The organism is Ensifer sp. Root142 (assembly GCF_001426785.1).
GTDB lineage: Bacteria > Pseudomonadota > Alphaproteobacteria > Rhizobiales > Rhizobiaceae > Ensifer > Ensifer canadensis.
Window position 1 is genome coordinate 38,121 of sequence record NZ_LMFK01000048.1, and the last position, 24,870, is coordinate 62,990.

19 protein-coding genes are annotated in these 24,870 nt (G+C 63.3%); 10 read left to right on the forward strand and 9 right to left on the reverse strand.

Annotation, left to right across the window (positions count from 1 at the left end; all coding sequences use genetic code 11):
* Positions 1–88: 88 nt before the first annotated feature.
* Both ASD52_RS33800 and ASD52_RS33805 read right to left on the reverse strand, forming a co-directional pair.
* Entirely contained in the window at positions 89–1,282 is a 1,194-nt protein-coding gene (locus tag ASD52_RS33800; protein ID WP_057226549.1) for a GTP-binding protein, read from the reverse strand.
* 12 nt (positions 1,283–1,294) lie between these two features.
* Positions 1,295–2,365 carry a D-alanyl-D-alanine carboxypeptidase family protein gene (locus tag ASD52_RS33805; RefSeq protein WP_025424672.1) on the reverse strand — a complete coding sequence of 357 codons (1,071 nt, stop codon included), beginning with the start codon at positions 2,363–2,365 and terminating at the stop codon, positions 1,295–1,297.
* A 191-nt stretch (positions 2,366–2,556) separates the two neighbouring features.
* Here ASD52_RS33805 and ASD52_RS33810 point away from each other — a divergent pair, with 191 nt between their 5' ends.
* Both ASD52_RS33810 and ASD52_RS33815 read left to right on the forward strand, forming a co-directional pair.
* Positions 2,557–3,720 carry a M20 aminoacylase family protein gene (locus ASD52_RS33810; protein WP_025424673.1) on the forward strand — a complete coding sequence of 388 codons (1,164 nt, stop codon included), beginning with the start codon at positions 2,557–2,559 and terminating at the stop codon, positions 3,718–3,720.
* Positions 3,721–3,742: 22 nt separating this feature from the next.
* The gene (locus tag ASD52_RS33815) at positions 3,743–4,207 is read left to right on the forward strand and encodes an Lrp/AsnC ligand binding domain-containing protein (protein ID WP_025424674.1); all 465 of its coding nucleotides are present in this window, start codon (positions 3,743–3,745) and stop codon (positions 4,205–4,207) included.
* Between the two features lie 76 nt (positions 4,208–4,283).
* Here ASD52_RS33815 and ASD52_RS33820 read toward each other — a convergent pair whose 3' ends face one another.
* A complete protein-coding gene (locus tag ASD52_RS33820; RefSeq protein WP_057226551.1) occupies positions 4,284–5,333 on the reverse strand; it encodes an NAD(P)-dependent alcohol dehydrogenase in 1,050 nt (349 codons plus the stop codon).
* Between the two features lie 221 nt (positions 5,334–5,554).
* Between ASD52_RS33820 and ASD52_RS33825 the strand changes: the two genes are divergently transcribed.
* The gene (locus ASD52_RS33825) at positions 5,555–6,496 is read left to right on the forward strand and encodes an AraC family transcriptional regulator (protein ID WP_025424676.1); all 942 of its coding nucleotides are present in this window, start codon (positions 5,555–5,557) and stop codon (positions 6,494–6,496) included.
* Positions 6,497–6,530: 34 nt separating this feature from the next.
* Here the strand turns inward: ASD52_RS33825 and ASD52_RS33830 are convergent, their stop codons facing one another.
* Positions 6,531–7,013 carry an Lrp/AsnC family transcriptional regulator gene (locus ASD52_RS33830; protein WP_051509126.1) on the reverse strand — a complete coding sequence of 161 codons (483 nt, stop codon included), beginning with the start codon at positions 7,011–7,013 and terminating at the stop codon, positions 6,531–6,533.
* 79 nt (positions 7,014–7,092) lie between these two features.
* Between ASD52_RS33830 and ASD52_RS33835 the strand changes: the two genes are divergently transcribed.
* Positions 7,093–10,149, forward strand: coding sequence for an aminotransferase class III-fold pyridoxal phosphate-dependent enzyme (locus ASD52_RS33835; protein WP_057217892.1), 3,057 nt, complete (start codon positions 7,093–7,095; stop codon positions 10,147–10,149).
* A gap of 109 nt (positions 10,150–10,258) precedes the next feature.
* The gene (locus ASD52_RS33840) at positions 10,259–11,269 is read left to right on the forward strand and encodes an amino acid ABC transporter substrate-binding protein (protein ID WP_025424679.1); all 1,011 of its coding nucleotides are present in this window, start codon (positions 10,259–10,261) and stop codon (positions 11,267–11,269) included.
* A gap of 509 nt (positions 11,270–11,778) precedes the next feature.
* On the opposite strand, the gene ASD52_RS33845 is transcribed toward ASD52_RS33840, so the two are convergent.
* The 4 genes from ASD52_RS33845 to ASD52_RS33860 all read right to left on the reverse strand — a co-directional run bounded on the left by ASD52_RS33845 (position 11,779) and on the right by ASD52_RS33860 (position 16,597).
* Complete coding sequence (locus ASD52_RS33845; protein WP_025424680.1) at positions 11,779–12,666, reverse strand: branched-chain amino acid ABC transporter permease; 888 nt, start codon at positions 12,664–12,666, stop codon at positions 11,779–11,781.
* 25 nt (positions 12,667–12,691) lie between these two features.
* Positions 12,692–13,429, reverse strand: a complete 738-nt coding sequence (locus ASD52_RS33850; protein ID WP_107028043.1) for an ABC transporter ATP-binding protein — start codon at positions 13,427–13,429, stop codon at positions 12,692–12,694.
* Between the two features lie 92 nt (positions 13,430–13,521).
* On the reverse strand, positions 13,522–14,685 hold the full coding sequence (locus ASD52_RS33855) for an ABC transporter substrate-binding protein (protein ID WP_025424682.1): 1,164 nt from the start codon (positions 14,683–14,685) through the stop codon (positions 13,522–13,524).
* Between the two features lie 34 nt (positions 14,686–14,719).
* Positions 14,720–16,597, reverse strand: coding sequence for a branched-chain amino acid ABC transporter ATP-binding protein/permease (locus tag ASD52_RS33860; RefSeq protein WP_057226595.1), 1,878 nt, complete (start codon positions 16,595–16,597; stop codon positions 14,720–14,722).
* A 178-nt stretch (positions 16,598–16,775) separates the two neighbouring features.
* On the opposite strand from ASD52_RS33860, the gene ASD52_RS33865 reads away from it, so the two are divergent.
* From ASD52_RS33865 to ASD52_RS33885, 5 genes are read left to right on the forward strand one after another with little or no spacing between them, the layout of a single operon-like run.
* On the forward strand, positions 16,776–17,657 hold the full coding sequence (locus ASD52_RS33865; RefSeq protein WP_025424684.1) for a MurR/RpiR family transcriptional regulator: 882 nt from the start codon (positions 16,776–16,778) through the stop codon (positions 17,655–17,657).
* 42 nt (positions 17,658–17,699) lie between these two features.
* A complete protein-coding gene (locus ASD52_RS33870) occupies positions 17,700–18,362 on the forward strand; it encodes an isochorismatase family cysteine hydrolase (protein ID WP_025424685.1) in 663 nt (220 codons plus the stop codon).
* Positions 18,363–18,398: 36 nt separating this feature from the next.
* Positions 18,399–19,745, forward strand: a complete 1,347-nt coding sequence (locus tag ASD52_RS33875; RefSeq protein ID WP_025424686.1) for a glutamine synthetase family protein — start codon at positions 18,399–18,401, stop codon at positions 19,743–19,745.
* 15 nt (positions 19,746–19,760) lie between these two features.
* The gene (locus ASD52_RS33880) at positions 19,761–20,585 is read left to right on the forward strand and encodes an N-formylglutamate amidohydrolase (protein ID WP_025424687.1); all 825 of its coding nucleotides are present in this window, start codon (positions 19,761–19,763) and stop codon (positions 20,583–20,585) included.
* Positions 20,582–21,901, forward strand: coding sequence for an aspartate aminotransferase family protein (locus ASD52_RS33885; RefSeq protein WP_025424688.1), 1,320 nt, complete (start codon positions 20,582–20,584; stop codon positions 21,899–21,901). The genes ASD52_RS33880 and ASD52_RS33885 overlap by 4 nt, the downstream gene beginning before the upstream one ends.
* Positions 21,902–21,940: 39 nt before the next feature.
* On the opposite strand, the gene ASD52_RS33890 is transcribed toward ASD52_RS33885, so the two are convergent.
* The gene (locus ASD52_RS33890) at positions 21,941–24,868 is read right to left on the reverse strand and encodes an aminotransferase (protein ID WP_057226553.1); all 2,928 of its coding nucleotides are present in this window, start codon (positions 24,866–24,868) and stop codon (positions 21,941–21,943) included.
* Positions 24,869–24,870 lie beyond the last annotated feature (2 nt).

Genomic DNA, 24,870 nt, shown 5'->3' on the forward strand with positions numbered 1-24,870 from the left:
TGCTGAAACATCACCCGAAAGTACTACAGATTTTAACCGTTTCCCGCGCCATTTGCAGCAAAAGACGGCCGGCGTCACGCAAACAATTCTAGAATTTCATTCCAGGCACCACGAGAGGATTATCGGAAAGCGCCTGCGCGTCGGGACGATCAATGCGTGGCTTGCCCGTAAAGGCATCGAAAAGGTCGCGCACGAATGCTTCGCTCAACCCCTTGGTGATCAGCACCATACGCGTGCGCCGATCAGCCGGATCCGGCCAGACGGACAGCCGCTCCGGCGTGTGAAAGACATTCTGCACGCCATGCAGGACCAACGGCCGCTCCGGATTGTCGGAGACTGCGACAATCGCCTTCATCCGCAACAGCTTCTCGCCATGGGCCGAGCGCAATAGATCGATGAACATGTCGAGCGCCATCGGCTCGATCGGCCTGTCATGCACGATGCTGAACGAACGGATGTCCGCCCCGTGGCGCGTCGCATCGTGATGATGGTGGTGGTGGTGGTGGTGGTGGTGGTGGTGGTGGTGGTGGTGGTGGTGATCATGATCGCGATGGTGGCCGTGGTCGCCGTCATGATGATGCTGATCGTGGAGATGATGCCCATGATCGGCTTCGTCCTGCAGCCAGCGGCCGACATCGGCGATCTTCGACGCCGGGTCGTAAAGGCCGCAGGCAAAGAGCGCGCCCCGCCCTGCTTCGGGACTGTCGCCATCAATGAACGGCGCGCGCGGATTGAGCGCCCGCAGTCGCAACCGTAACTCGTCCAATTGTGCCTGGTCGGCAAGGTCCGCCTTGCTGATGACGATGCGATCGGCGACCGCGACCTGCTTCAGAGCTTCCTCGTGGTTGGCAAGCGTCTGCAGCCCGTTGACCGCATCCACCACAGTCACCACGCCATCGAGACGAAAACTCTGGGCAATCACCGGGTTGCCGATCACCGATTGCAGCACCGGCGCCGGGTCGGCAAGTCCGGTCGTCTCGATGACGACGCGCTTCAGCGGCTTGATCCGGCCGGTCTGCATCCGGTCCATGAGGTCGGCAAGCGTATCCACCAGCTCGCCGCGCACCGTGCAGCACAGGCAGCCGTCGGAAAGCTCGATGACGCCGTCGCTTGAGGCTTCCACCAACAGGTGGTCGATGGAGACATCGCCGAATTCGTTGATGATGACGGCCGTATCCGAGAGATCCGGGTCCTTCAGAAGCCGGTTCAGCAGCGTCGTTTTGCCCGCACCGAGAAAACCGGTCAGGATCGAAACCGGCACGGCCGGCAGTGGGCTAACCATTGGAAACTCCGATCAGAGGCTCGGCCGCGGCACCGGGATCGGCACATTGGCGACATCGCCCTGGCCAGCCGGATCGGCGCCCACCTTGGCCAGCTTGTCGCCGCTGCCGGGGATGAGGCCGGCAAAGGCCAGCTTCAGCGGACGGCCGATCTCGTGGATGAACGGCGAGAGCAGCTTCTGCCGCCCGGCTTCGTCACGCCCTTCGCTGCGCACCTTGGCTGCCGCTTTCGAGCAGATCTGCTTGCTGACATCGGCAACCAGGTCGCGCGTTTCACCATAAGGCGCGATCTGTACCAGCGACGGCTTGGCTGTTCCCGATGTCGTCAGCGCCGTCTGCAGCAGGCGCGCGGATTCGTCGGCACGGGCGCCGAGGCTGTCTTCGCCAAGCACGACGGAAACGACGCTGCGGCCATCACGCGTCGCCGAGGAGACCTGGTTGAAACCGGACGCGCAGATGAAACCGGTCTTCATGCCGTCAGCGCCTTCGAACCGGCCGATCAGCATGTTGTAGTTCGCATAGTCCTTCTTGCCGGTGGTGAACCCTTCCAGCGAGAAATAGGACGCGTATTCGGGAAACTCGCGCTTCAGCGTGATCGCCAGCACGGCAAGGTCGCGCGCGGTGGTGTACTGGCCGGGCCCCGGCAGGCCGTTGGCATTGATGAAATGCGACGACGTCATGCCGATGCGGCGCGCTTCGGAATTCATCCTGTCGATGAAGGCGGGCTCGGAACCGCCAACGGTTTCGGCGATCGCCACGGCCACGTCGTTCGCCGACTTCACCAGCATCATCTTCAGCGCGCTGTCGAGCGTCATCGCCTGGCCGGGCTTGTAGAACATCTTGCTCGGCGGCTCCGAAGCGGCGTTCTTGGTCATCACCACAGGGCTTGTCAGCGCCAACTGTCCCGACTTGATCGCCCGGAAGGTGGTATAGGCCGTCATCAGCTTGGTCAGCGACGCCGGATACCATTTCTGGAAGATGTCCTGATGCTCGTAAACCTTCAACGTATTGACGTCGACGACGAGCCGCGGATTGGCAACCGCCGGCATAGCCATGAGAAGGCTCGCGCAGGCACCGGCCACGATACCCACTGCTCTTGCCTTGCCTCGCATGAAAAATCCTGCTGTCACCACCATAGTCCTCGAAATTCCGCTGTTGCCTCGTCTCGTCCGGCTATTTAGCCTATATGGCGAGGAGATGGCAAAGCCCATTCGTTGGCTGCTGCGCCAATCCACCGCAGATAGATGTGATCGAACAGACCGACAGGACTCAACTCATGCCGATTCTCAACCGCGCCGCCGAACTGCAAAACGAAGTCACCGAATGGCGGCGTCATCTGCACAAGAACCCCGAGCTCCTGTTCGCGGTGGAAAATACGGCAGCCTTCGTCGAAATGAAACTGAAGGAGTTCGGCGTTGACGAAATCGTGACCGGCCTTGGTCGGACCGGCGTCGTCGGCCTGATCAAGGGCAATCTCGGTGCTGGCCGCACCATCGGCCTGCGCGCCGACATGGATGCGCTGCCGATCACCGAGACATCAGGCAAGTCCTGGGCGTCGGAAACTTCCGGCAAGATGCACGCCTGCGGCCATGACGGCCACACCGCCATGCTGCTCGGCGCGGCCAAATATCTGGCCGAGACCCGCAACTTCGCTGGCAGCGTCGCGGTCATCTTCCAGCCGGCAGAAGAAGGCGGCGGCGGCGGCAACGAGATGGTCAAGGACGGCATGATGGAGCGCTTCGACATCGCCGAAGTCTACGGCATGCACAATATGCCTGGCATGCCCGTCGGGCATTTCGGCAGCCGCGTCGGCGCGATCATGGCCTCGACCGACGAGTTCACCATCACCATCAAGGGCCGTGGCGGCCATGCGGCCCAGCCGCACAAGACGATCGACCCGATCGTCATCGGCACGCAGATCGTCACTGCATTGCAGACAATCGCGTCGAGAACGGTCGATCCGCTCGCTTCCGTCGTGGTCTCGGTCACCAAATTCAACGCCGGCTTTGCCCACAACGTCATCCCGGAGGAGGCGGTGCTCGGCGGCACCGTGCGCACCCTGAAGCCCGAAGTGCGCGATATCGGCGAGACCCGCATCCGGCTGATCGCCGAAGGCATCGCCGACGTCTATGGCGCAACCGTCGATGTCTGGTACAGCCGCAACTATCCGGTGACCGTCAACCATGAGGACGAGACGGGCTACGCGCTGAAGGCAGCGGCGGAAATTGCCGGCGAAGGCAATATCAGGCCGTCGCTCGATCCGATGATGGGCGGCGAGGATTTCTCCTACATGCTGCTCGCCCGCCCGGGGGCCTTCATTTTCATGGGCAACGGCGACACCGCCGGGCTGCACCACCCGGGCTATGACTTCAACGACGAAGCGATCCCGCACGGGATTTCCTATTGGGTGAAACTCGCGGAAACGCGACTTGCCGCCTGAGGCGCGAGCGGGAGGCGGCACGATGCATCAGATCGACAAGATAGACCGTAGAATTCTCAACATCCTGCAGGCGGATGGCCGGATCACCAATCTGGAGCTTGCCGATCGCATCGGCCTGTCACCGACGGCAACAAGCGAAAGACTGCGCCGGCTGTTGAAGGAAGGGTATGTTTCGGGCTTCGGCGCCCGTCTCGATCCGCAGAAGCTCGGCTTCGGCCTGCTCGTCTTCATCGAGGTCATGCTCGACAAGACGACGCCCGACGTGTTCGATCAGTTCGCGATCGCGATCAAGCAGGCGCCGGCGGTTCTCGAATGTCACATGGTCGCCGGCGGCTTCGACTATCTCGTCAAGACCCGCTTCGAGGACATGGCGGCCTACCGCAATTTCCTTGGCCAGGTGCTGTGGACGCTGCCGGGCGTCAAGGAAACCCGCACCTATGCTGTCATGGAAGAGATCAAGAACGACGGGCCACTGCCGCTCGTCTGAGACCAAATAAGAATGACCCCGGGAGCCGATGGGATCCCGGGGCAAGCACTTTAGTACGGCACCCCTGAACCCGCGCTTACGCCGCGTCGAGCGACGCCATGTCGATGACGAAGCGGTAGCGGACGTCGCTCTTGACGACACGCTCGTAGGCTTCGTTGATCTCCTGGATCTTGATCGTTTCGATCTCCGAGACGATGTCGTGGGCGCCGCAGAAGTCGAGCATTTCCTGGGTTTCCTTGATCGAACCGATCATCGAGCCGGAAATGCTGCGGCGGGCCGGAACCAGCGCGAAGGCATGGACCGGCACGGCATTTTCCGGAATACCGACCAGCACGAAATCGCCGTCGACCTTCAACAGGTTGAGATAGGCGTTCCAGTCGATCTCGGCTGCGACCGTGCAGATGATCAGGTCGAACTGGCCCTGAAGCGTCTTGAAGGTTTCCGGATCGTTGGTGGCGAAGTAGTGGTCGGCACCGAGCTTCAGCCCGTCTTCCTTCTTCGACAGGCTTTGGCTGAGCACCGTCACCTCCGCGCCCATGGCGTGGGCGATCTTGACGCCCATATGGCCGAGACCGCCCATGCCGACGATCGCGACCTTCTTGCCGGGACCGGCCTTCCAGTGACGAAGCGGCGAATAGAGCGTGATGCCGGCACACAAAAGCGGTGCCGCCGCGTCGAGCGGCAGGTTTTCCGGGATCGACAGGACATAGCCTTCCTTGACGACGATGCTGTCGGAGTAGCCACCCTGCGTCGCTGTCTTGCCGTCGGCCTCGACGCCGTTATAGGTCACCACCAGACCTGGCATGTAATGCTCCAGATCGACGTCGCGTGTCGCGCAGGTGGTGCACGAATCGACGAAGCAGCCGACGCCGGCGCGGTCACCCACCTTGAATTTGGTGACCTTGGAGCCGACGGCGGTGACGATGCCGACGATCTCGTGGCCGGGGACCATCGGGAAGGCCGAGTTGCCCCATTCGTTGCGTGCCTGGTGAATGTCGGAGTGGCAGACGCCGCAATATTTGATGTCGATCACCACGTCGTTGTCGCGCGGCTCGCGACGTTCGAAGGTGAAGGGCGTCAGCGGTTTCGACGCGTCGGTCGCCGCATATCCTCTTGCAATGGCCATCAGTCTGTCCTTCAATTTTGGGAGATGCGAAATGACCGGAGCGTTACCGGCAGATCGCAGGCAGGGACTATGCGTTCGCGATCGGCAAAAGCGTTATCGCGATCCTGCAAAGTTTTTGCCCGATCCTGCAAGAATGAAAAATATATGATGGCAATAGCGCTTCGAAGCCTTATCTGAGCATTGCCGCACACAATGCTAAGCCGCTGGAAAGACCACAGAATATGACAGCCACGCGACAGACTGCCAGACAGGACATGATCGACGTCATTGCCCGGATCACCGGGAAGGACGGCGACCACCAGACCGCAATCCCAGGTTTGAGCATTCATCGCCATTCCGGCGACGCACCCGTCAATTGCGCGGCCTACAAGCCGAGCCTTGCGATCATCGTCCAGGGCGCCAAGCGCGTGGTACTCGGCGACGAGACGCTGATCTATGGCGCTTCCGATTATCTGCTGACGTCGATCGACCTGCCGGTGTTGTCGCAGGTCTGCAAGGCTTCGGCCGACGAGCCTTATCTCAGCTTCGCCTTCCAGATCGATACGGCCAAGATTCCGGCATTGCTCGACTTTCTGGCGCAGGGGCATATGCCGGCCTCCGCCTCGCCGCGCGGCATGACGGTCAGCAAGATCACACCTGACCTCGAAGATGCAGCACTCAGGCTCTTGCGGCTACTCGACCGGCCCGACGATATTCCCGCACTGCTGCCGCTGGTCGAGCAGGAAATTCTGTATCGCCTGGTGACCGGCCCGCACGGCCACCGGCTTCGCCAGATGGCAACAGTCGAAAGCCAGCCGCATCAGGTCGGCCGCGCCGTCGCCTGGCTGAAGGAGCACTATTCCCGGCCGCTGCGCATCGACGACCTAGCGAGCCGGGTCTCGATGAGCGTTTCGTCGCTGCACCACCATTTCAAGGCGATCACCGCAATGAGCCCGCTGCAGTACCAGAAGCAGTTGCGGCTGCAGGAGGCGCGGCGGCTGATGCTGGAAGAAAGTCTCGATGCCGGAGATGCCGGCCATCAGGTCGGCTACGAGAGCCAGTCGCAATTCAGTCGCGAATATGCCCGCCACTTCGGCGAGCCGCCGTTGCGCGACATCGGCCGCGTGCGCCGTACGTTGGTCGAGCGCTTCTCCGGCGAGGCGGAGATGCTGAGCGAGGGGTGATACGCCTCAGGTTCTTTCGATATCCCCGGGAATATCAGCTACGCTCGATATCCCGCCTGAGCACGATCGACGTCGTCAGATCCTCGACGTTGTCCATGGTCGCCACTTCGTTGCGCAGTTCATTCAGCGCGTTGATGGAGCCGACCTCGACCTCGACGACCAGATCGAGCTGGCCGCTGACGGAGGAAACCTTGCGCACGGAAGAAAAGCCGGCGAGCCGGTCAAGCACGCCGATCGACGGCGTACGCTGCAGCGTGACGAGCAGGAAGGCCTGGATCTGCCCCTCCTCCAGCTGGCCGATATCGGCGCGGTAGCCGCGAATGATGCCCGCCTTTTCCAGGCGGGTGACGCGCTCCGTCGTCGCACTTCGGGAAAGCCCGATCCTGCCCGCCAGCGACTTCATCGGGATGCGCGCCTCCCGCGACAGGATGCTGAGGATCGTCCGGTCGATCGCGTCGATGTCCTGCATGATTTCCGCCTCCGAGCGCGCCGACAAGATGACGGTTATTATAAACATAATGTCGGTGCAACCGGCATAATGCCGGATGCATGCGTCGGCCGCTCGTGCAACTCTGCCTCTCAAGACGAGGGTTCCCATGAACGACATGCTGAAGACGACACCAGACTTTTCTATCGACGCTGCGTCAGCACTGCTGAAGCAGCATTACGGCCTTTCCGGCACGCTGTCGCTGCTGGCCAGCGAACGCGACCAGAACTTCAAGGTCGAGGCCGCCGACGGCGCCACCTATATCCTGAAGGTCGTCAATGCCGCCGAGCCCGAGGTCGAGAGCGACTTCCAGACGGCGCTGCTCAGCCATGTCGGAACCTTTGCCGCCGAATTGCCGGTGCCGCACATCAAGCCGACATTGGCCGGCACCAGCCTTGCCGGAACCACCAGCCAGCACGGCGTCAGCCACAGGCTGCGCCTCGTCAGCTGGGTCTCGGGCAACCCGCTCGCCGAAACCGGCCGCAGCACCAGTGCGCTCCAGTCGCTCGGCCAGATGCTCGGCCGCTTCGACGCCTCGCTGAAAGGCTTCATGCATCCGGGTGCGTTGCGCGACCTCGACTGGGACATTCGCAAGGCCGGCCGTTCCAGGGACAGGCTGAACCACGTAACCGAGCCGGATGACCGCGCATTGCTGGAGCGTTTCCTTGTCCGCTTTGCAAAGTCGGTGGAGCCGAGGCTGGCGACACTGCGGTCGGCTGTCATCCACAACGACGCCAACGACTGGAACGTACTGGTCGACAAATCAGATCATGACCGCATCTCCGGGCTGATCGATTTCGGCGACGCACTCTATGCGCCCGTCATTGCCGAAGTCGCCATTGCCGCCGCCTATGCCGGTCTCGACCATCCCGACCCGATCGGCGCCACCGCCGCCATCGCCCGCGGCTTCCACGCGGAATATCCGCTGCTCGAAGAGGAAGTCGATCTTCTCTTCGACCTCATCGCCATGCGGCTCGTCACCTCGGTGACGATCTCGGCCTCGCGCCGCGCCCACACGACCGACAATCCTTACCTTGCCATCAGCGAAAGGCCAGCCTGGACGCTCTTGCGCAAACTCGACCGGATGAACCCGCGCTTTGCCACCGCGATCCTGCGCAAGGCCTGCGGCTTCGAGGCAGCTCCGGGAACGCGCGGCGTTACCGCCTGGATTAGCGAAAACCGCAAGGCGCTCGCGCCGCTGCTCGAACGCCCGGCCGCGACCTACCCAGCAGCGCTCGTGCCCTACGGCGACCCTGATCATCCGATGACGGTGAAATCCGCCGGTGAACAGCCGGATGAGGCCCAGGCGATCTGGGAAGACTATTGCCGCGAAAACGGCGTCGATCTCGGCATCGGCCCCTGGGGTGAGGCGCGCACCGTCTATGCCGGCGAAATGTTCGTCTCACGGCTGGTCGAGAACACCCGCCGCACCTGCCATCTCGGGCTCGACCTGTTCATGGCAGCCGGCACCAAGGTGTTCACACCGATCGCCGCCACCGTCGTCAGCGTCGAGATCGAGGCGGACCCGCTTGGTTACGGCTGCCTGATTGCGCTTCGCCACGAACCCGAGGGCTGCCCGCCCTTCGTGTCGCTCTGGGGTCATCTGGCGCACGAGACAATGGGCCGGATCAAGGCTGGCGACCGGCTCGAAGCCGGTGCGCTCGTCGGCGAAATGGGTGCTCCGATGGAAAACGGCGGCTGGGCGCCGCACCTGCATTTGCAGCTTTCCATCGACGCAAACCTTTCGGCGACCGAAATCCTCGGCGTCGGCGAACCGCAATATCTCGACGTCTGGGCCGAGCTCTTCCCCGATGCGCGCACCTTCGCCGGCATTGCCGAGGAGTTTTACGCAAAGAGCGGTCGTGCGCATGACGAGATCGTCAAGCTGCGCAAGGAACTGCTGCTGCCGAACCTGTCGATCTCCTACGAAAAGCCGATCAAGTTCGTGCGCGGCGAAGGCGTCTGGCTGATCGACGACAGTGGCCGCGCCTATCTCGACTGCTTCAACAATGTCTGCCACATCGGCCACGCCCATCCCGCGGTCGTCGAGGCGATGACGAAGCAGGCGGCGATCCTCAACACCAACACGCGCTATCTGCACGACAATATTGTCGCCTATGCGGAACGGCTGACCGCGACGCTGCCGAAAGAACTGACAGTCGCCGGTTTCGTCAACAGCGGCTCGGAGGCAAACAGCCTGGCGCTGCGCATGATGCGCGCGCATACGGGCCGTGAAAACGCCATCACGCTCGACTGGTCCTATCACGGCACCACGCAGGAGCTGATCGACATCAGCCCCTACAAATTCCGTCGCAAAGGCGGCAAGGGCCCGAAACCGCATGTCCATGTCGCTGCCGTTCCCGACAGCTATCGCGCGCCCGCCGATTGGCCGGCAGAAGAACACGGCAAGCGCTTTGCCGAAAGCGTCGCAGAGCAGATCGCGGCCATGCAGGCAAAGGGCGAAGGCCTCGGCTTCTTCATCGCGGAATCGATCCCGAGCGTTGCCGGCCAGGTGTTCCTGCCCGAAGGCTACTTGAAGGAAGTCTATCGCCTGGTGCGCGAAGCCGGCGGCGTCTGCGTCGCCGATGAGGTTCAGGTCGGCTTCGGCCGTGTCGGCAGCCACTGGTGGGCGTTCGAGACTCAAGGGATCGTTCCCGACATCGTCACCATGGGCAAGCCGATCGGCGACGGCCATCCGCTGGCCGCCGTCGTCACCACCCGCGAGGTCACCGACAGCTTCAACAACGGCATGGAGTACTTCAACACCTTCGGCGGAAACCCGGTTTCCTGCGCCGTCGGCCTTGCCGTGCTCGACGTCATCGAGGGGCAGGACCTGCGCGGCAACGCACTTGCTATCGGCAACTACCTCATCGGCTCCTTCCGGGCGATGCAGGCGCGTTACGAGGTGATCGGCGACGTCCGCGGCATGGGGCTGTTCCTTGGCATCGAACTGGTCAGCGACCGCAATACCAAGGCACCCGCCACCGAATTTGCCCGGGCCGTTTCCAACGGCGCCCGCCAGCGCGGCGTGTTGATGGGCACCGAAGGGCCACATGACAACGTCTTGAAGATGCGTCCGCCGATGATCTTCTCGAAACGCGACGCCGATCATCTGCTCGCCGTCCTCGAAGAGACCTTTGCGGATGTGAGCAGGAAGCTCGGTTAAGACCGGGCTCGATACCGCCGAAACGATAGCCAGTTGGCCGGGACGCGCACGTGCCCCGGCAGCGAAGACGCGTGCCTTTAAAACTGCATAACAAGAGGAGAACAGGACAATGAAACTTGGAATTCTAGCACTTGCGAGTGCGGCGTTTCTCGCCGGAACGGCAGCCAGCGCCGCCACGCTTGATGTCGTCAAGGAACGCGGCGAACTTCGCTGCGGCGTCAGCCAGGGCGTGCTCGGCTTTTCCGCGCCGAACGACAAGGGCGAGTGGAGCGGCTTCGACATCGACTTCTGCCGCGCGGTCGCTGCGGCCACGCTCGGCAACCCGGACAAGGTGAAATACGTGCCGCTCTCGACCAAGGAGCGCTTCACCGCGCTGCAGTCGGGCGAAGTCGATCTGCTTTCGCGCCAGACCACCTGGACGCTGTCGCGCGACAGCGATCTCGGCATGAGCTTCGTCGGCGTCAACTACTATGACGGCCAGGCCTTCATGGTGCGCAACGACCTCGGCGTGAAGAGCGTCAAGGAACTCTCGGGCGCCTCCGTCTGCACGGAAACCGGCACGACCACCGAGCAGAACATGGCCGACTACTTCAGCTCCAACAACATCCAGTACCAGGTCATCGCTTTCGAAAAGCCCGACCAGACGATCCAGGCCTTCAACACGGCGCGCTGCGACGTCTATTCGACCGACGCCTCGGCGCTCTACGCCCAGCGCCTGACGCTGAACGACCCGGACCGCTTCGTCGTGTTGCCGGAAGTCATCTCCAAGGAACCGCTCGGACCGGCCGTGCGCCAGGGCGACGAGCAGTGGTTCAAGGTCGTTCGCTGGACATTGTTCGCGATGATCGAGGCCGAAGAACTTGGTATCACCAAGGAGAACGCGGCCAAGATGCAGGAAAGCGGCACGGTCGGCCAGAAGCGGTTCCTGGGCATCGACAACGAAGCCGGCAAGGCGCTGGGCCTCGGCCCGACATGGGCCTTCCAGGCGATCTCCGCCGTCGGCAACTATGGCGAGGTCTTCGAAAAGCACCTGGGCAAGGACAGTGCGCTCAAGATCGACCGCGGCCTCAACAAGCTGTGGAGCCAGGGCGGCCTGATGTACGCGCCGCCGGCGCGCTGATCGCAGGCAAATCCGGAGAAGGTCTTCCCTCCGGAATTGCGCCAATAAATAGACCAACCAACCATGCGCCGCGGCCCTCACCGCGGCGTTTTTCGCTTCTGGCGTTTGACAAGGAGCGGTTGCATTCTGTCTGTCTGCTCGGAGCGAGGCGTTGCGCAACGCCGCTTGTGGCAGCTTTCCCAAGGGGGATCTGGAGGTTCCGACAAAACGTACGGCGATGATGGACAGCGGACAGTCGACAAGTCAGGCCTCGTCATAGCAGATCGGGAAATCCCGACACCAGCGAAGACTTCCCTCATCCCTGTGCCTGTCACAGGGATCCAGCCAGCCCAAGTCCTTGGGCTGAAAAGTCCTCTGACCCGACCGACGTCGGATCGCTGGATTCCGGCACAAGGCCGGAATGAGGGCGTGGGGATGCCCCTTTCGTCAAACAGCAGGATCTGTCACCGTCTGACATTTCCGACGCCGGAGCGTTTTTTCTGGTCAACCGACAGGTGGGGCGCAACCCTTCAGAGTTTGACGATCGTCTTGCGCGCAAGCAGCCCCTGCGGCGCGAAGAGAAGCACGCCGATGACGAGCAGGATGGTGAAGGCATCGCGGTAGCTGAGCAGGCTTTCCGGCAGATAGGCCTGCAGGAACACCTCGATGAAGCCGAGCAGGAAGCCGCCGGCAACGGCGCCGGAGAGGCTGCCGAGCCCGCCAATGATCGCGGCGATGAAGGCCTTCAAGACCGGCAGGAAGCCCATCAGCGGATCGACGCTGCCGCGCTGCGCCACCCAGAGAATGCCCGCGACGCCCGCGAGCAGTCCCGAAATGGCAAAGGCGGTCGCAACCACGGCATTGGCGCGAATACCCATCAGCCGGACGATGGCGAAATCCTCCGAAGCCGCACGCATCGCCCGGCCGAGAACGGTGGTGCGCAGGAAGAGGTTGAGCCCGACGAGCATGATGACCGTGACCAGGATCGATGTGCCTTGGATCAGGCCGAGGTGAAGGCCACCGATCTCGATCGTCCCGGAAAAGCTCTCCGGCATCGGCACCGGCTTCGGCCGCGCCGAAATGAAGTTCTGGAAGATGACGCGCAGGATGGCGCTGACGGCAAAGCTGGTGAGAAGCAGCGTCGTGCCGCTCGCGCCCCGCACCGGCCGAAAGGCGATGCGCTCCATCAACATGGCAAGCGCCACCGCGATCATCAGCGCGCCGAAGATGGCGAGCGGAAAGGGCACGCCCAGCAGAAGGGCGAAGCACAGCCCGTAGCCCGCCGCCGTCATCAGTTCGCCATGGGCGAAATTGATCAGCCCCATGATCGAGAAGACGACCGCGAGCCCAAGCGCGAGAAGCGCATAGGTGCCGCCGAGGCTCAGCGCGTTGACCAGCTGCTGCAGGAACATGTCCATCGTTGTGACCTCTTTGCCCCCGGCCTCAAGCGCCGAGATAGGCACCCTGGATTTCAGTTGAATTGCGAAGTTCGGCGGCAGTGCCGGAGAGCACGATGCGCCCGTTCGCCATGACATAGCCCGCGTCGGCGATTTCGAGCGAAAGTGCTACGTTCTGCTCGACGAGCAGGATCGTCAGGCCCTTCTGGCGCAGACCGGCGATCAGGTCGAAGATCAGGTCGACCACCTGCGGCGCCAGCCCGAGCGAAGGCTCGTCGAGCAGCAAAAGGTCGGGCGACGACATCATCGAACGGGCGATCGCCAGCATCTGCTGCTCGCCACCGGACAGCGAACCGGCTTTCTGGCTAAGACGTTCTTTCAGGATCGGGAAACGCGACAGCATGTCCTCGCGCACGTCGGATATCACCCCGCGCGCCTTGTGCATGGCGCCGCCAAGCAGCAGGTGTTCGTCCACCGTCAGGCTTGGAAAGATGCGCCGGCCTTCCGGCGTCAGCGTCATGCCGAGCCTGACGATCTGTTCCGGCGGCAGGCCGGAAATGTCCTGGCCATTGAACGACACCCGCCCCGCCTTCTTTGCCGCCAGGCCCATCAGCGCATTCAGCGTCGAGCTCTTGCCGGCGCCGTTGGCGCCGAGCAGCGTGACGATCTGCCCTTTGTTGACGGTGAGATCGACCCCCTTCAGCGCCTCGACGGCACCATAGGCAACCTTGAGGCCGCTCACTTCGAGCAGGGGCTTCTGAGCGGGAATTTCACTGTGCATCATCGGGGCAAAGTCCTTGCCATGGATTGCGAGACGGCCCTGCAGGCGGCCGAACGATCTCCGGCGCGGCGCCGAAGATCGCAAGTGGTGGCGGCTCAGGGGGCCGGAATGTCGGCCGCGGCGGGAACGCCCTGGCTGATCAGCTCGCGGTTGCCACCTCCGATGCGAACCAGCGAGACCGAACGCAATGGCATGCCTTGCGTGCCGGCGTAGCTGATCGGGCCGGTGACACCCTGGACGTTTTCGAGCGAGGCGATGGCGTTGCGGATGGCGACCGGGTCGATGCTGTTGGCTTCGGTCACGGCAGCGTCGATGACCTTTCCGAGGTCGTAGCCGTTGGCAATGTAGACCGTATCCGGCACCTGACCGAACTTCTCCTTGTACTTCACGTTGAAGTCGGCGAGCGGGCTGCCCTCACTGGCAAACCCGGCCGTGGTGAAGACCACGCCGTCGACGGTGGCGCCAAGTCCGAATGTCGTCGGCGAATCGATGCCGTCGCTGCCGAGGATCGGAATGGTGACGCCGGCGCCGCGCAGCTGGCGGATGAAGGCCGGAAAATCGGGCTCGTAGGCAGCCGTCATGATGACGTCGGGTGCCGGATTCATCGCCTTGATCTTGGTGACTTCGGCGCCGAAATCCTGCTGGCCCATGCTGAAGGTGCCTTCGCCCAGAAGCTCGCCGCCCTTGGCCTTGAAGGCTTCGCCGAAATATTCCGGAAGCTTCAGCGTATAGGCGCTATCGGGAGACTTGAGGATGTAAGCCTTCTTGTAGCCCTTCTCGACGGCGTAGGCTGCGAGCACTGCGGCCTGGACGTTGTCGGCGGGATAGTTGCCGAACATGTAGTCGCCGACAGCAAGCGGCATGGTCGGGGTGGTCGCACAGAACGAGAAGGCAGGGATTTGCGCCGCCTGCGTCACCTGGCCGGCGGCGATCGACGGATCGGCATCGCAAGGCGTGATCATGATCTTGACGCCCTGATCAACCAGTTCCTGCGCCACCAGTGCCGTCTGGGCAGCGTCCGAGCGCGTGTCCTTGGCCACCAGCTTGATCGGGAACTTGCCGGCAGCGCCGCCAGCCGCGTTGATTTCCTCGACGGCCATTTCCAGGCCCTTCAGCGACGGCTGGTCATAGGGAGCAAGGCCGCCGGTCTGGGCGGTGGCAAGACCGATGACCAAATCTTCGGCAAATGCCGGCAGCGGCGACAGCGCGAAGCCGCTAAGGATGGTGGTGAGGCACAGTGCCCTGAGATTCGATTTCATCGGTAAGCTCCCTCTTTCTGATTTCGTTTGCTGATCAAGCTGGATTGTGAAGGCTGCCTGTGCCCGGCCGGACACCGGTGGCCTCGACAACCTCATGCTGCGCCTGCGCTGACGAACGGCGACGGCCGATATAGGCTTCGATCACAGCCGGGTTGACCTGGATCTCCGCCGGTGTGCCGATGGCGATCTGCTGGCCCTTGTTGAGGACGACGACGATATCGCAGAGCCGCATGATCAGCTTCAGGTCATGCTCGACGACGAGCAGGCCGAGGCGGTACTTCGTGCGGATGCGGTCGAGCACGTGCATCAGTTCCTGCGTTTCGGCAGGGTTCATGCCGGCCGCCGGCTCGTCGAGCAGCAGGTAGCGCGGCCTCAAGGCCAGTGCGCGGGCGATCTCGAGACGGCGTTGCGCGCCATAGGAAAGTGTTCCGGCAAGCTGGTCGGAAAAGCCGTCGAGCCCAACCTCTGAAAGCACCAGCCGGGCGCTTTCCATCGGGTCCTCGCCATTGCCCTTCAAAGCACTCGCCGCCACCGTGACGTTTTCGAGCACGGTCAGGTTCTTGAACAGGCGGATGTTCTGGAAGGTGCGCGCGAGGCCGGCGACCGGAACCGCGTGAACCGACAGCGATGCGATATCTTTGCCGTCGATCAGCACGCGGCCACTCGACGGCGGAACGACGCCGGAGACGCTGTTGATCAGCGTCGACTTGCCGGCCCCGTTCGGGCCGATGAGACCGGTCACGAGACCCGGCTTGATCTCGAAATTGGCGTTTTCCAGCGCCACAAGTCCGGCGAATTTCTTGCCGAGATTTTCGACCTTGAGTGTTCCGCCCGGTGGGACCGGAGCAATTTTTTGCGCGCTGTCGGAGGCTGTCGCAGGCTTTGCGGCAAAGCGCTTCAACCAGGCAAGACGCTCATCCAGCTCGCGGACCCCGAAGATCCCGTCCTGGAGCCGATACATCACCACCAGGATCGCAACGCCGATGCCGATATCCGTGAGACCGAAGACGGTCGGAAGCGTGACGAAGCCGAGGTCGACACCGCCTTCGAGTTTGCGCAGAAGCTCGACGATCAGCATGATCACGGCCGTTCCGCCGACCGCACCCGAAACGGTGGTGACGCCACCGAGGATCAGCATGGCGAGCAGCACGAAGGTCAGGTTGAAATAGAAGTCCTTGGGCGAGAAGGCGCCGAGGAAATGCGCCAGCAACGCGCCCGCCGCCCCTGCCAGAATGGCGCCGAGGACCCAGCCGACAAACCGATGAAGCCTGACATTGACGCCGACGGCGGTCGAGGCGATCTCGTCCTCACGTGAGGCCCTCAACTTCAGCCCCGCGCCCGAATCCCGGTAGAGACGGGCGATGGCGATGGCGGCCACCGCAAAAGGCAACGCCACCCACAGATTGACCGCGCGCGGGATGCCGAAGAAGGTCTGGCTGCCGCGGGTGATATCGGTCGAGGCGACCAACACGACATGGACGATCACGAGAAAGCCGAGCGTCGCGATCGAAGCCGATGAACCGGCAAGGCGCGCGACGGGTATTCCGATCAGCACCGCGACTAGCGCCACGACCACCAGCGCCACGGCAAGCGCCGGCAGGAACGACATGCCGATGCCGGCGAGCCATTCCGGCAGGTGCGGCAGCGCCGTCTTCTGGACGATCGGGTTGATGGTGAGAAGGCCGGACGCATAGGCGCCGATCGCCATGAAGCCGACATGGCCGAAGGAAACGATGCCCGAATTGCCAGCATACATGCCGATGCCGAGCACTGCGATCACGTTGATCATGAACAGCGTCACGAGGCGCTCACCGCTCCCCGGAAAAACCAGCGAAGCGACGGCAGCGGCCACCAGCAGCGGCAACGACGTTAAAAGGATACCGACGACGGTTTCTCGCCTGACGCGGACCATCTGCATTCCCCCGAATTGTCGGCCCGCCTTTGTTTTTGGCTCGGGCCAGTTCCCGTAATGAAAGTTATCCCATCGCGATCAAATGTCAATCTTGTTTCAAAAAACATTCTCTGCTAGCAATTATGTAACAAAAATTAGAAATCGGGGTTCAAGCCATCATTTTTGGGAGGCGGAAATCGTGGCAATCCGGGATCGACTGACAGACGGGGCTATTACTTTCACACGATCGGAACTGAAGATCGTGCGGCAGCTCCTGTCGAACTATCCGGCAGCGGGATTGAATACCGTTGCCTATCTGGCTTCGTCGGCGGGGGTCAGCAATCCGACCGTGGTGCGCTTCGCCAACAAGCTTGGCTTCGAGGGCTATCCGGAGTTTCAGAAGGCGCTGCTCGGCGAAGTGCAGGAACGCATGAGTTCGCCGCTGTCGATGCTCGACGAGCGGCGGCCGTCGCTGGAACAGGAGAACTTCTACCAGTACTTCCTGCGCGCCAGCATCCATGCGCTCGAAGCTTCGATGCAGATGCTGCCGTCGGAGGATTTCGAGGCGGCGGTCGATGCGGCGGCAGACACGAGCGCACGAGCGCATTGCCTCGGCGGTCGGTTCAGCGGTTTTCTCGCCGGCCTGCTCTGGTCGCATATGAAGCAGCTGCGCGGCGACACCCGCTGGATCAACGGCAGCCAGGCCGACCAGGTCGACCAGCTCGTCGATCTCGGCAAACGCGACGTGCTGTTCGTCTACGATTACCGCCGCTACCAGAACGACACCATTCGCTTCGCCAAGCAGGCGGCCGCACAAGGCGCACGGATCGTGCTGTTCACCGACCGGTGGCTTTCGCCGATCGCCGAATTCGCCACCGTCACGCTGACGGCGCCGGTCGATACGGTCTCGCCCTACGACACGATGGTGCCGGCGATCGCCCAGACGGAAGCGCTGATCGCCGCGCTGACGGCCCGTCTCGCCACCCAATCGCGCGCCCGCATCGAGAAGATGGAGGAGCTGCGCCGCGGCTACGCCATCACCGAAGACGCTCTCAACCCGAACGTCGACGACGGCCGCTGACTATCTGCCGAAAGGCCAGGACCACAACCGAGGAGAATCCGAATGAGTGCCGTTACAGTGAAGGTCGGTGACGACATGCTGAGGCGCGACAGCGACTACGAGCGCGGCCGCACGTCCGTGCTGTTCGTCGACATGCAGCGCATCTGGTGCGAACCCAATCTCGATCCGACCCACCCGCAGGACGCCGACAGCTACTATCACAAGCGGCTGCGCCAGACGGTGATCCCCAACCAGGTCCGCATCCTCGAGGCGGCCCGCAGTTCCGGCTGCGAAGTGCTGCACACCATCATCGAGAGCCTGACGCTTGACGGCCGCGACCGCTCGCTCGACCACAAGCTTTCCGACATGCATGTGCCGAAGGGCTCGCCCGAGGGCCAGGTCATTCCCGAACTGGCGCCTGTCGACAACGAGATCGTGCTGCCGAAAACCTCTTCCGGCGTCTTCAACTCGACCAACATCGACTACATCCTGCGCAACCTCAACACCCGCTATCTGATCATCGCCGGCGTCATCACCGACCAGTGCGTCGACATGGCGGTGCGCGACGCCGCCGACCGCGGCTATCTCGTCACCGTCGTCAGCGACGCCTGTGCGACCTACAGCCCCGAGCGCCACGAAGGCGCCCTTCGCGCCTATTCCGGCTACTGCTGGACCACCGATACCGACACCGTCGTCAACCGCCTTCAGGGCCTGCGCCAAGCCTGAGCCGCTGCCGAAGATCTTGAGACAAGAGGGGAATTCATGACCGAGACCAACAACGGCAAGGCTCATTCCGCACTGACGGAACTCGCGACCTTCGTCACCACCGACATCGCCGGCATCACCCGCGGCCGCAGCTTTGCCGCTGCACAGATCGACGACTATCTGCGCAAGGGCGTCGGCTGGGTGCCTGCCAATCTGGCGCTGACACCCTTCGACCAGATCGCCGAAAACAATCCCTGGGGCTCGGCCGGCGACCTCAGGCTGATGGCCGACCCCGCCAGCAAGGCGCGCGTCACCTGCCTGCCCGACGTCACCCCGCTGCATTTCTATCACTCCGATATCACCGACCTCAAAGGCGACCCGTGGGAGTGCTGCGTTCGCAGCTTGCTCAAGCGCACGCTTGAGGAATTCGAGCGCGAGGCCGGGCTGAAAGTCATCTCCGCCGTCGAGCAGGAGTTCCAGCTTCTCGGCGTCGACTGGCCCGACGCGCCGTCCTTCGGCCTGCGCGCGCAACGCCGTGCCGAACCCTTCGGCCCGCTGTTGATGACGGCACTGCAGGAGGCGGGCGCCGAGCCGGAAATGTTCCTGCCCGAATATGGCAAGGACCAGTTCGAGATCACCTGCCGCCCGGCGGATGCGCTGACCGCTGCCGACCGTGGCGCCACGATCCGCGCCATCACCAAGGAAGTGGCCGCCCTCTTCGGCTGGAACGCAAGCTTCGCACCGAAGACGAGCGCCAACGGCGTGGGCAACGGCGTGCACCTACATGTCAGCTTCACCGATCTTGACGGCAATCCTGTCACCTTCGACGCGTCGCGCCCGGGTCGCCTGTCGAAGGTCGCCGGGTCTTTCGCCGCCGGCGTTATCCGCCACCTCCCGGCGCTGACCGCCTTCACCGCCCCGTCGGTGCTCTCCTACATGCGGCTCGTTCCGCACCATTGGAGCGCTGCCTATACCTGCCTTGGCGAAAAGAACCGCGAGGCGACGCTCCGCATCTGCCCGACGCTGGATCTGCCCGGCAGCAATCCGGCCAAGCAGTTCAACATGGAGTACCGCGCCGCCGACGCCTGCGCGAGCCCGCATCTGTCGCTGGCCGTCCTGCTCAAGGCCGGCCTCGAAGGTATCCGGGCTGGCCTCGAACAGCCGCCGCTGATCAACTCGGACCCGTCCGATTTTTCCGACGCGGACCAGAAGAAGCTCGGCATCCGCCGCCTGCCTGCAAGCCTGCCGGAAGCGCTCGAAACGCTTGCCGAAGACAAGGTGGTGACCGGCTGGTTCGCCAAGGACTTCCTCGATTGCTACGTCGCGATGAAGCGCAAGGAAATCGAGATCGTCGACGGCCTCTCCCCCGACGAACTCTGCGCCCGCTACGCGGCCGTCTACTGATACGGATAGGCTCCCATGACTTCGACAACGGCCATCAAGAGCCCCGACGACCGACGCGGCAGGCACGACGCCCGCCAGCCGCTTCTGGCGATCGACGAGCCGCCGCCCTATGCGGTGTTTAACCCGGACGGCAAATCGCCGTTCCTGCTTTTGTGCGAGCATGCGTCCAACCGCATGCCGCGTGCACTCGGTGACATGGGATTGCCCGAACACGAGCGCCAGCGCCATATCGCCTGGGACATCGGGGCCTTGGCACTCGCCCAGCATCTAAGCCTCAGCCTCGACGCGCCGTTGTTCTTCACCAACTATTCAAGGTTGGTGATCGACTGCAACCGTCCGCTTTCGGCGCCGTCCTTCATTCCGGAAGTGAGCGAAACGACGGAGATCCCGGCCAACCGGGATCTGAGCGAGATGGAGCGACAGCAGCGGATCGATACGCTGTTCAGGCCCTTCGCCGATGCCGTTTCCCGGCGCCTTGATCTACGGCAGGCAAGGGGTGAACGGCCGTTTGTCGTTGGCGTGCACAGTTTCACCCCCGTCTATTTCGGCAATCAGCGCCCGTGGCAGGCGGGCATTCTCTATCGCGATGCCGAGGCTTTCGCGCAGTCGCTGATCCGGGACCTGAGTTCGGAAGAGCAACTGACGATCGGCGACAACGAGCCCTACAACATCCACCCGGACGAGGATTATACGGTGCCGGTGCATGCCGACGCGCGCCAGCTGCCGGGCGTGCTGATCGAAGTCAGGCATGACCTGATCGATACCGACGCGGGCGTAAAGGCGTGGGGTGAGCGGCTGACCCGTTGTCTCCAGACGAGCCTCAGGGAGTGCCGCCCGTGACCGAAGGCCTTTACGCCAGGGACGGACACGCGATTGCCAACCTGCAGAAGCTGCGCTTCTTTCCGCTCGCCATCGCCGGCGGCAAGGGTGTACGTCTCGTCGAGGAGAACGGCCGCGAGCTGATCGACCTTTCCGGCGCCTGGGGAGCTGCAAGCCTTGGTTATGGCCATCCCGCCCTGGTCGAGGCCGTGTCGCGGGCTGTTGCCAACCCGGCGGGCGCAAGCGTTCTCTCCGCCGCCAACGCACCGGCGACCGCCCTTGCGGAAAAACTGCTCGGCCTTTTCCCCGGCAAGGGACGCAACAAGGTGTGGTTCGGCCATTCCGGCTCCGACGCCAACGAAGCAGTCTTCCGGGCGATCGCCAAAACCACCGGCCGCACCGGCGTCATCTCTTTCATTGGCGCCTATCACGGCTGCACCACCGGCTCGATGGCCTTTTCCGGCCACAGCGTCCAGGCGGGTGCGACCAAGGCGGAGGGGCTGATCCTGCTGCCCTACCCCGATCCCTACCGGCCTTATCAAGGCGACGTTACAGGCGAGGCAATCCTCGACCTCCTGAAACAGCAGTTTGCGACCTCGGCACCGCCGGAGCGGATCGGCTGCGCCTTCATCGAGCCGATCCAGTCCGACGGCGGGCTGATCGTGCCGCCGATGGGGTTCTTCGAAAAATTTGCCGATCTCTGCCAACGGCACGGCATCCTCGTCGTCTGCGACGAAGTCAAGGTCGGGCTCGGCCGCAGCGGCAGGATGCACTGCTTCGAGCATGAGGATTTTGTGCCCGATATCCTGACGGTCGGCAAAGGGCTCGGCGGCGGCCTGCCGCTTTCGGCAGCGATCGGCCCGGCCGAGATCATGGATTGCGCCACGGCCTTTGCGATGCAGACGCTACATGGCAACCCGGTGTCGACAGCTGCCGGCCTTGCCGTGCTCGAAACCATCGAGCGCGAGGGACTGGCCGAAGCTGCCCACCGAAAGGGCGAACGTTTGCGCCAGGGCCTGCGGCAGCTTTCCGGGCGTCACACGCTGATCGGCGATGTGCGCGGACGCGGCCTTGCCTGCGGCGTGGAGCTGATTGCCGACCGCGACAGCCGTTCACCGGCAGCAAGAGAAACGGCCAAGCTGATCTACCGCGCCTATGAGCTCGGCCTCGTCGTCTATTATGTCGGCATGAATTCGAACGTTTTGGAGATGACCCCGCCGCTGACGATCTCGGACGCGGACATCGACCAGGCGCTCGACATTCTCGACCGCGCCTTTGGCGATGTCGTAGCCGGCCGGGTTTCAGACGCGGTGCTTTCAGAATTCGCCGGCTGGTGAGGCAGTCCTACCGGCGTCTGCCGTCGGTGGGACCCGCGTCTACCAACCCTCGTCAAGAACACGCGTGAGCATGTCGGCAAAAAAGTCGGCGCTTTCCCGGCTGAGGCAGAGCGGCGGCTTGATCTTCAAGACGTTCAGGTGGTCGCCGGTCGGCTGCATGATGACGCCAAACTCAAGAAGGCGATCGCAGATGGCCGCGGTCTCTTCTGTCGCGGGCTCCAGCGTTTCGCGATCGCGGACGAACTCGACACCGAGATAAAGCCCCATGCCGTGCACGGCGCCGACCAGCGGAAACCGCTGCTCCAGCGCTTCGAGCCTCGTCTTGAGGTAGCCGCCGACGACGCGCGCGTTGTCCTGCAATTTCTCCTCTTCGAGAAGATCGAGCACCGTCTGACCGACGATGGAACTCACCGGACTGCCGCCTGATGACGAGAAGAAATAACCTTCCTTCTCCAGGGCGTCGGCAATCTCACGCCGCGTGATGACGGCGCCGAGCGGATGGCCGTTGCCCATGCCCTTGGCGATGGTGATGATATCGGGCACGACGCCCTGTTCCTCGAAACCCCAGAAATAGTCCCCGAGCCTGCCGTAACCGACCTGCACCTCGTCTGCGATGCAGACACCACCGCGCTGGCGAACCATGGCATAGACGGCGTCGAGATAGCCTTTCGGCAAGGGAATGCCGCCGGCGTTGCCATAGACCGGCTCACAGATGAAGCCGGCAAGGCCTTGCCCCCCGTCCTCCAGTTCGCGCAATTTGGTCGCAACCGACCGGACGTAATTGTCGGTCGTGCCGGCGCCGCGGAACGGGCCTCGATAGGTGTTTGGCGCCACCACGGCATGCACCCAGTCAGGGCGGGTCTCAAGCGCCTGCGGGTTGTCAGCGATCGAGGTCGAGACCGCGTCGCTCGCCACCGTCCAGCCGTGATAGGCCTCGAGCAGACTGACGATGTTGCGCTGGCCGGAAAAGGCCCAGGCGAGCCGCAAGGCGAGATCGTTCGCTTCCGAGCCGCTGTTGACCAGGAACACCGTGTCGAGGCCATCGGGCGCGAGTGCTGCAAGCCGCGCGGAAAACTCGGCGACCGAAGCATAATGGAAACGCGAGTTCGTATTGAGCAGCGACCATTGCCGGCCGACCGCTGCCGCCAGCCGCGGATGTCCGTGGCCGAGGATGGTGACGTTGTTGACCATGTCGAGATAGGCCCTGCCCTCGACGTCGAACAGATGTTCCTTCCAGCCGCGTTCGATCTGCGGTGGATTGCGATAGTAGTTTTTCTGCTGCCTGGCGAAGTGCCGCTTGCGGCGGTCAAGCAGGTCGGTCGAATGCGGTCTCGGCGCATCGCAGTCGAAACCGAGGATGCCTGATGGTGACGGGCAGAGCATGCGCCACGCATCCGCCTGATGGGCCGAGACAAACAGCGGCGGGTTCAGTCCCGGTTCGCGGCAGAGCTGCACCCGGATCAGGCCAAGCCCATGGCCGGCCTCGACCACCGTGCCGATCGGCGTGCCGGCAGCAACCGTCTCTTCCGTATCCTCGGACGGTTCGAGACCGGAGAGATGGAGAACGACCGCCCCACCGTTCAGGACCATCCGCCCGTCATGCCATTCGGGTCGGCCGGCAAAGGGTGCCCTGACGACAGTCCCGGTCGGCAGGCAGAGATCGACATGCAGGGCGAAGGTCGGCATCGGCGCGGACGCCCGAAGCGCGCTCTCGGTCATCCGGTACTCGCCATACCGGGTCGACGCCATCCCGATCGCGTGCGCCGCCGTCTGCAGCAACGAGGCCGGCAGCGCCTCGTGCTGCCAGCGCTCCTCGGGAAGCAGCGGGCTCAAGATGGAAAGATCGATCTGGCGCACGCCGGCAGGCTCGATGTCGACGAGCAATCCCTCACCCACCACCGGCATCGTCGCCTCCGGTACCGCATCGACGGCACGCAGGATCGCGTATTGCATCATGGCCGGCGGTACGGAGACGGCAACGTCGAAGATCTCGCGCTCATGGGCCGCGTTGCCCTGCACATAGGCGTTCTCAGGATCGATGGTGAGCTGCTGCTCGGAACTGGCGATCAGAACCGCGGCACGCGCAACGATCAGCGGCCACAATGCCTTCAGCTCGTTTTCCTCAAGCGGGCAAACCGCGTGAAAGGCCCTGATGGCCGGCAGAACGAAGAGAGGATCGCCATCGGCATGATGCAGCAGCGAAGCGCATGTGACGGCGAGCTCTGCGACGAGCCAGCCCTTCAGAATATCGCCGAAATCGATGACGCCATCCGGGATCGGCCGGCCGGCCGCATCCGGTTGGCCGACGACATTGTCGTCAGTCACATCATGGTGGATCGCCTGGAGGCGCAGATCGGCCGTCAGCGGCTGCAGCCGGCGCATGGCCCCGACCATCGCCTCGGCGATGCGCTTCTTCAGGCCCTCGTCGGTCATGGCGGAAAGCAGGTGCAAGGCGACCGGTGCGGCGTGGCGTAGATCCCATTGCAGCTCGCGGTCGAGGCCCGGATGATCGAAATCGCTGAGTGCCACCGCCAGCCGCCCGGCAATGTCGCCGAGCGCGGCCACGGTTTCCGCTGTCAGATGTTTGCGCCGCGTCAACGGCACGCCATCGAGATAGGTCAACAGGCGAACGCGATAGTCCTCGCCGCGCACCGTCACATCGACGATGTCGTTGCCATCGAGCGCGCGCATGACCTGCGGCACCCGCACCGAGCCGGTCTGACGGGCGAGATGCAACAAGGCGGCGTTCTGGGCTTGCAGTTCCAGCGGATCGTAGGCCGCTCGGCAGATCTTCAGGACGAAAAGTGCCTCGCCGGTGTCGATCCGGTAGTTGCGATCCTGCTGGCTGCCCAGTTCGGTCAGGGTGCCGGAAAGGCCGAAATGCTCCGAAAGAATGCGCGCAGCGTCCTCGGGCGTCACATCGGGCCTTGGCAATTGCGTGCGAAGCTTCAGCGCGTCTTCAACCATAA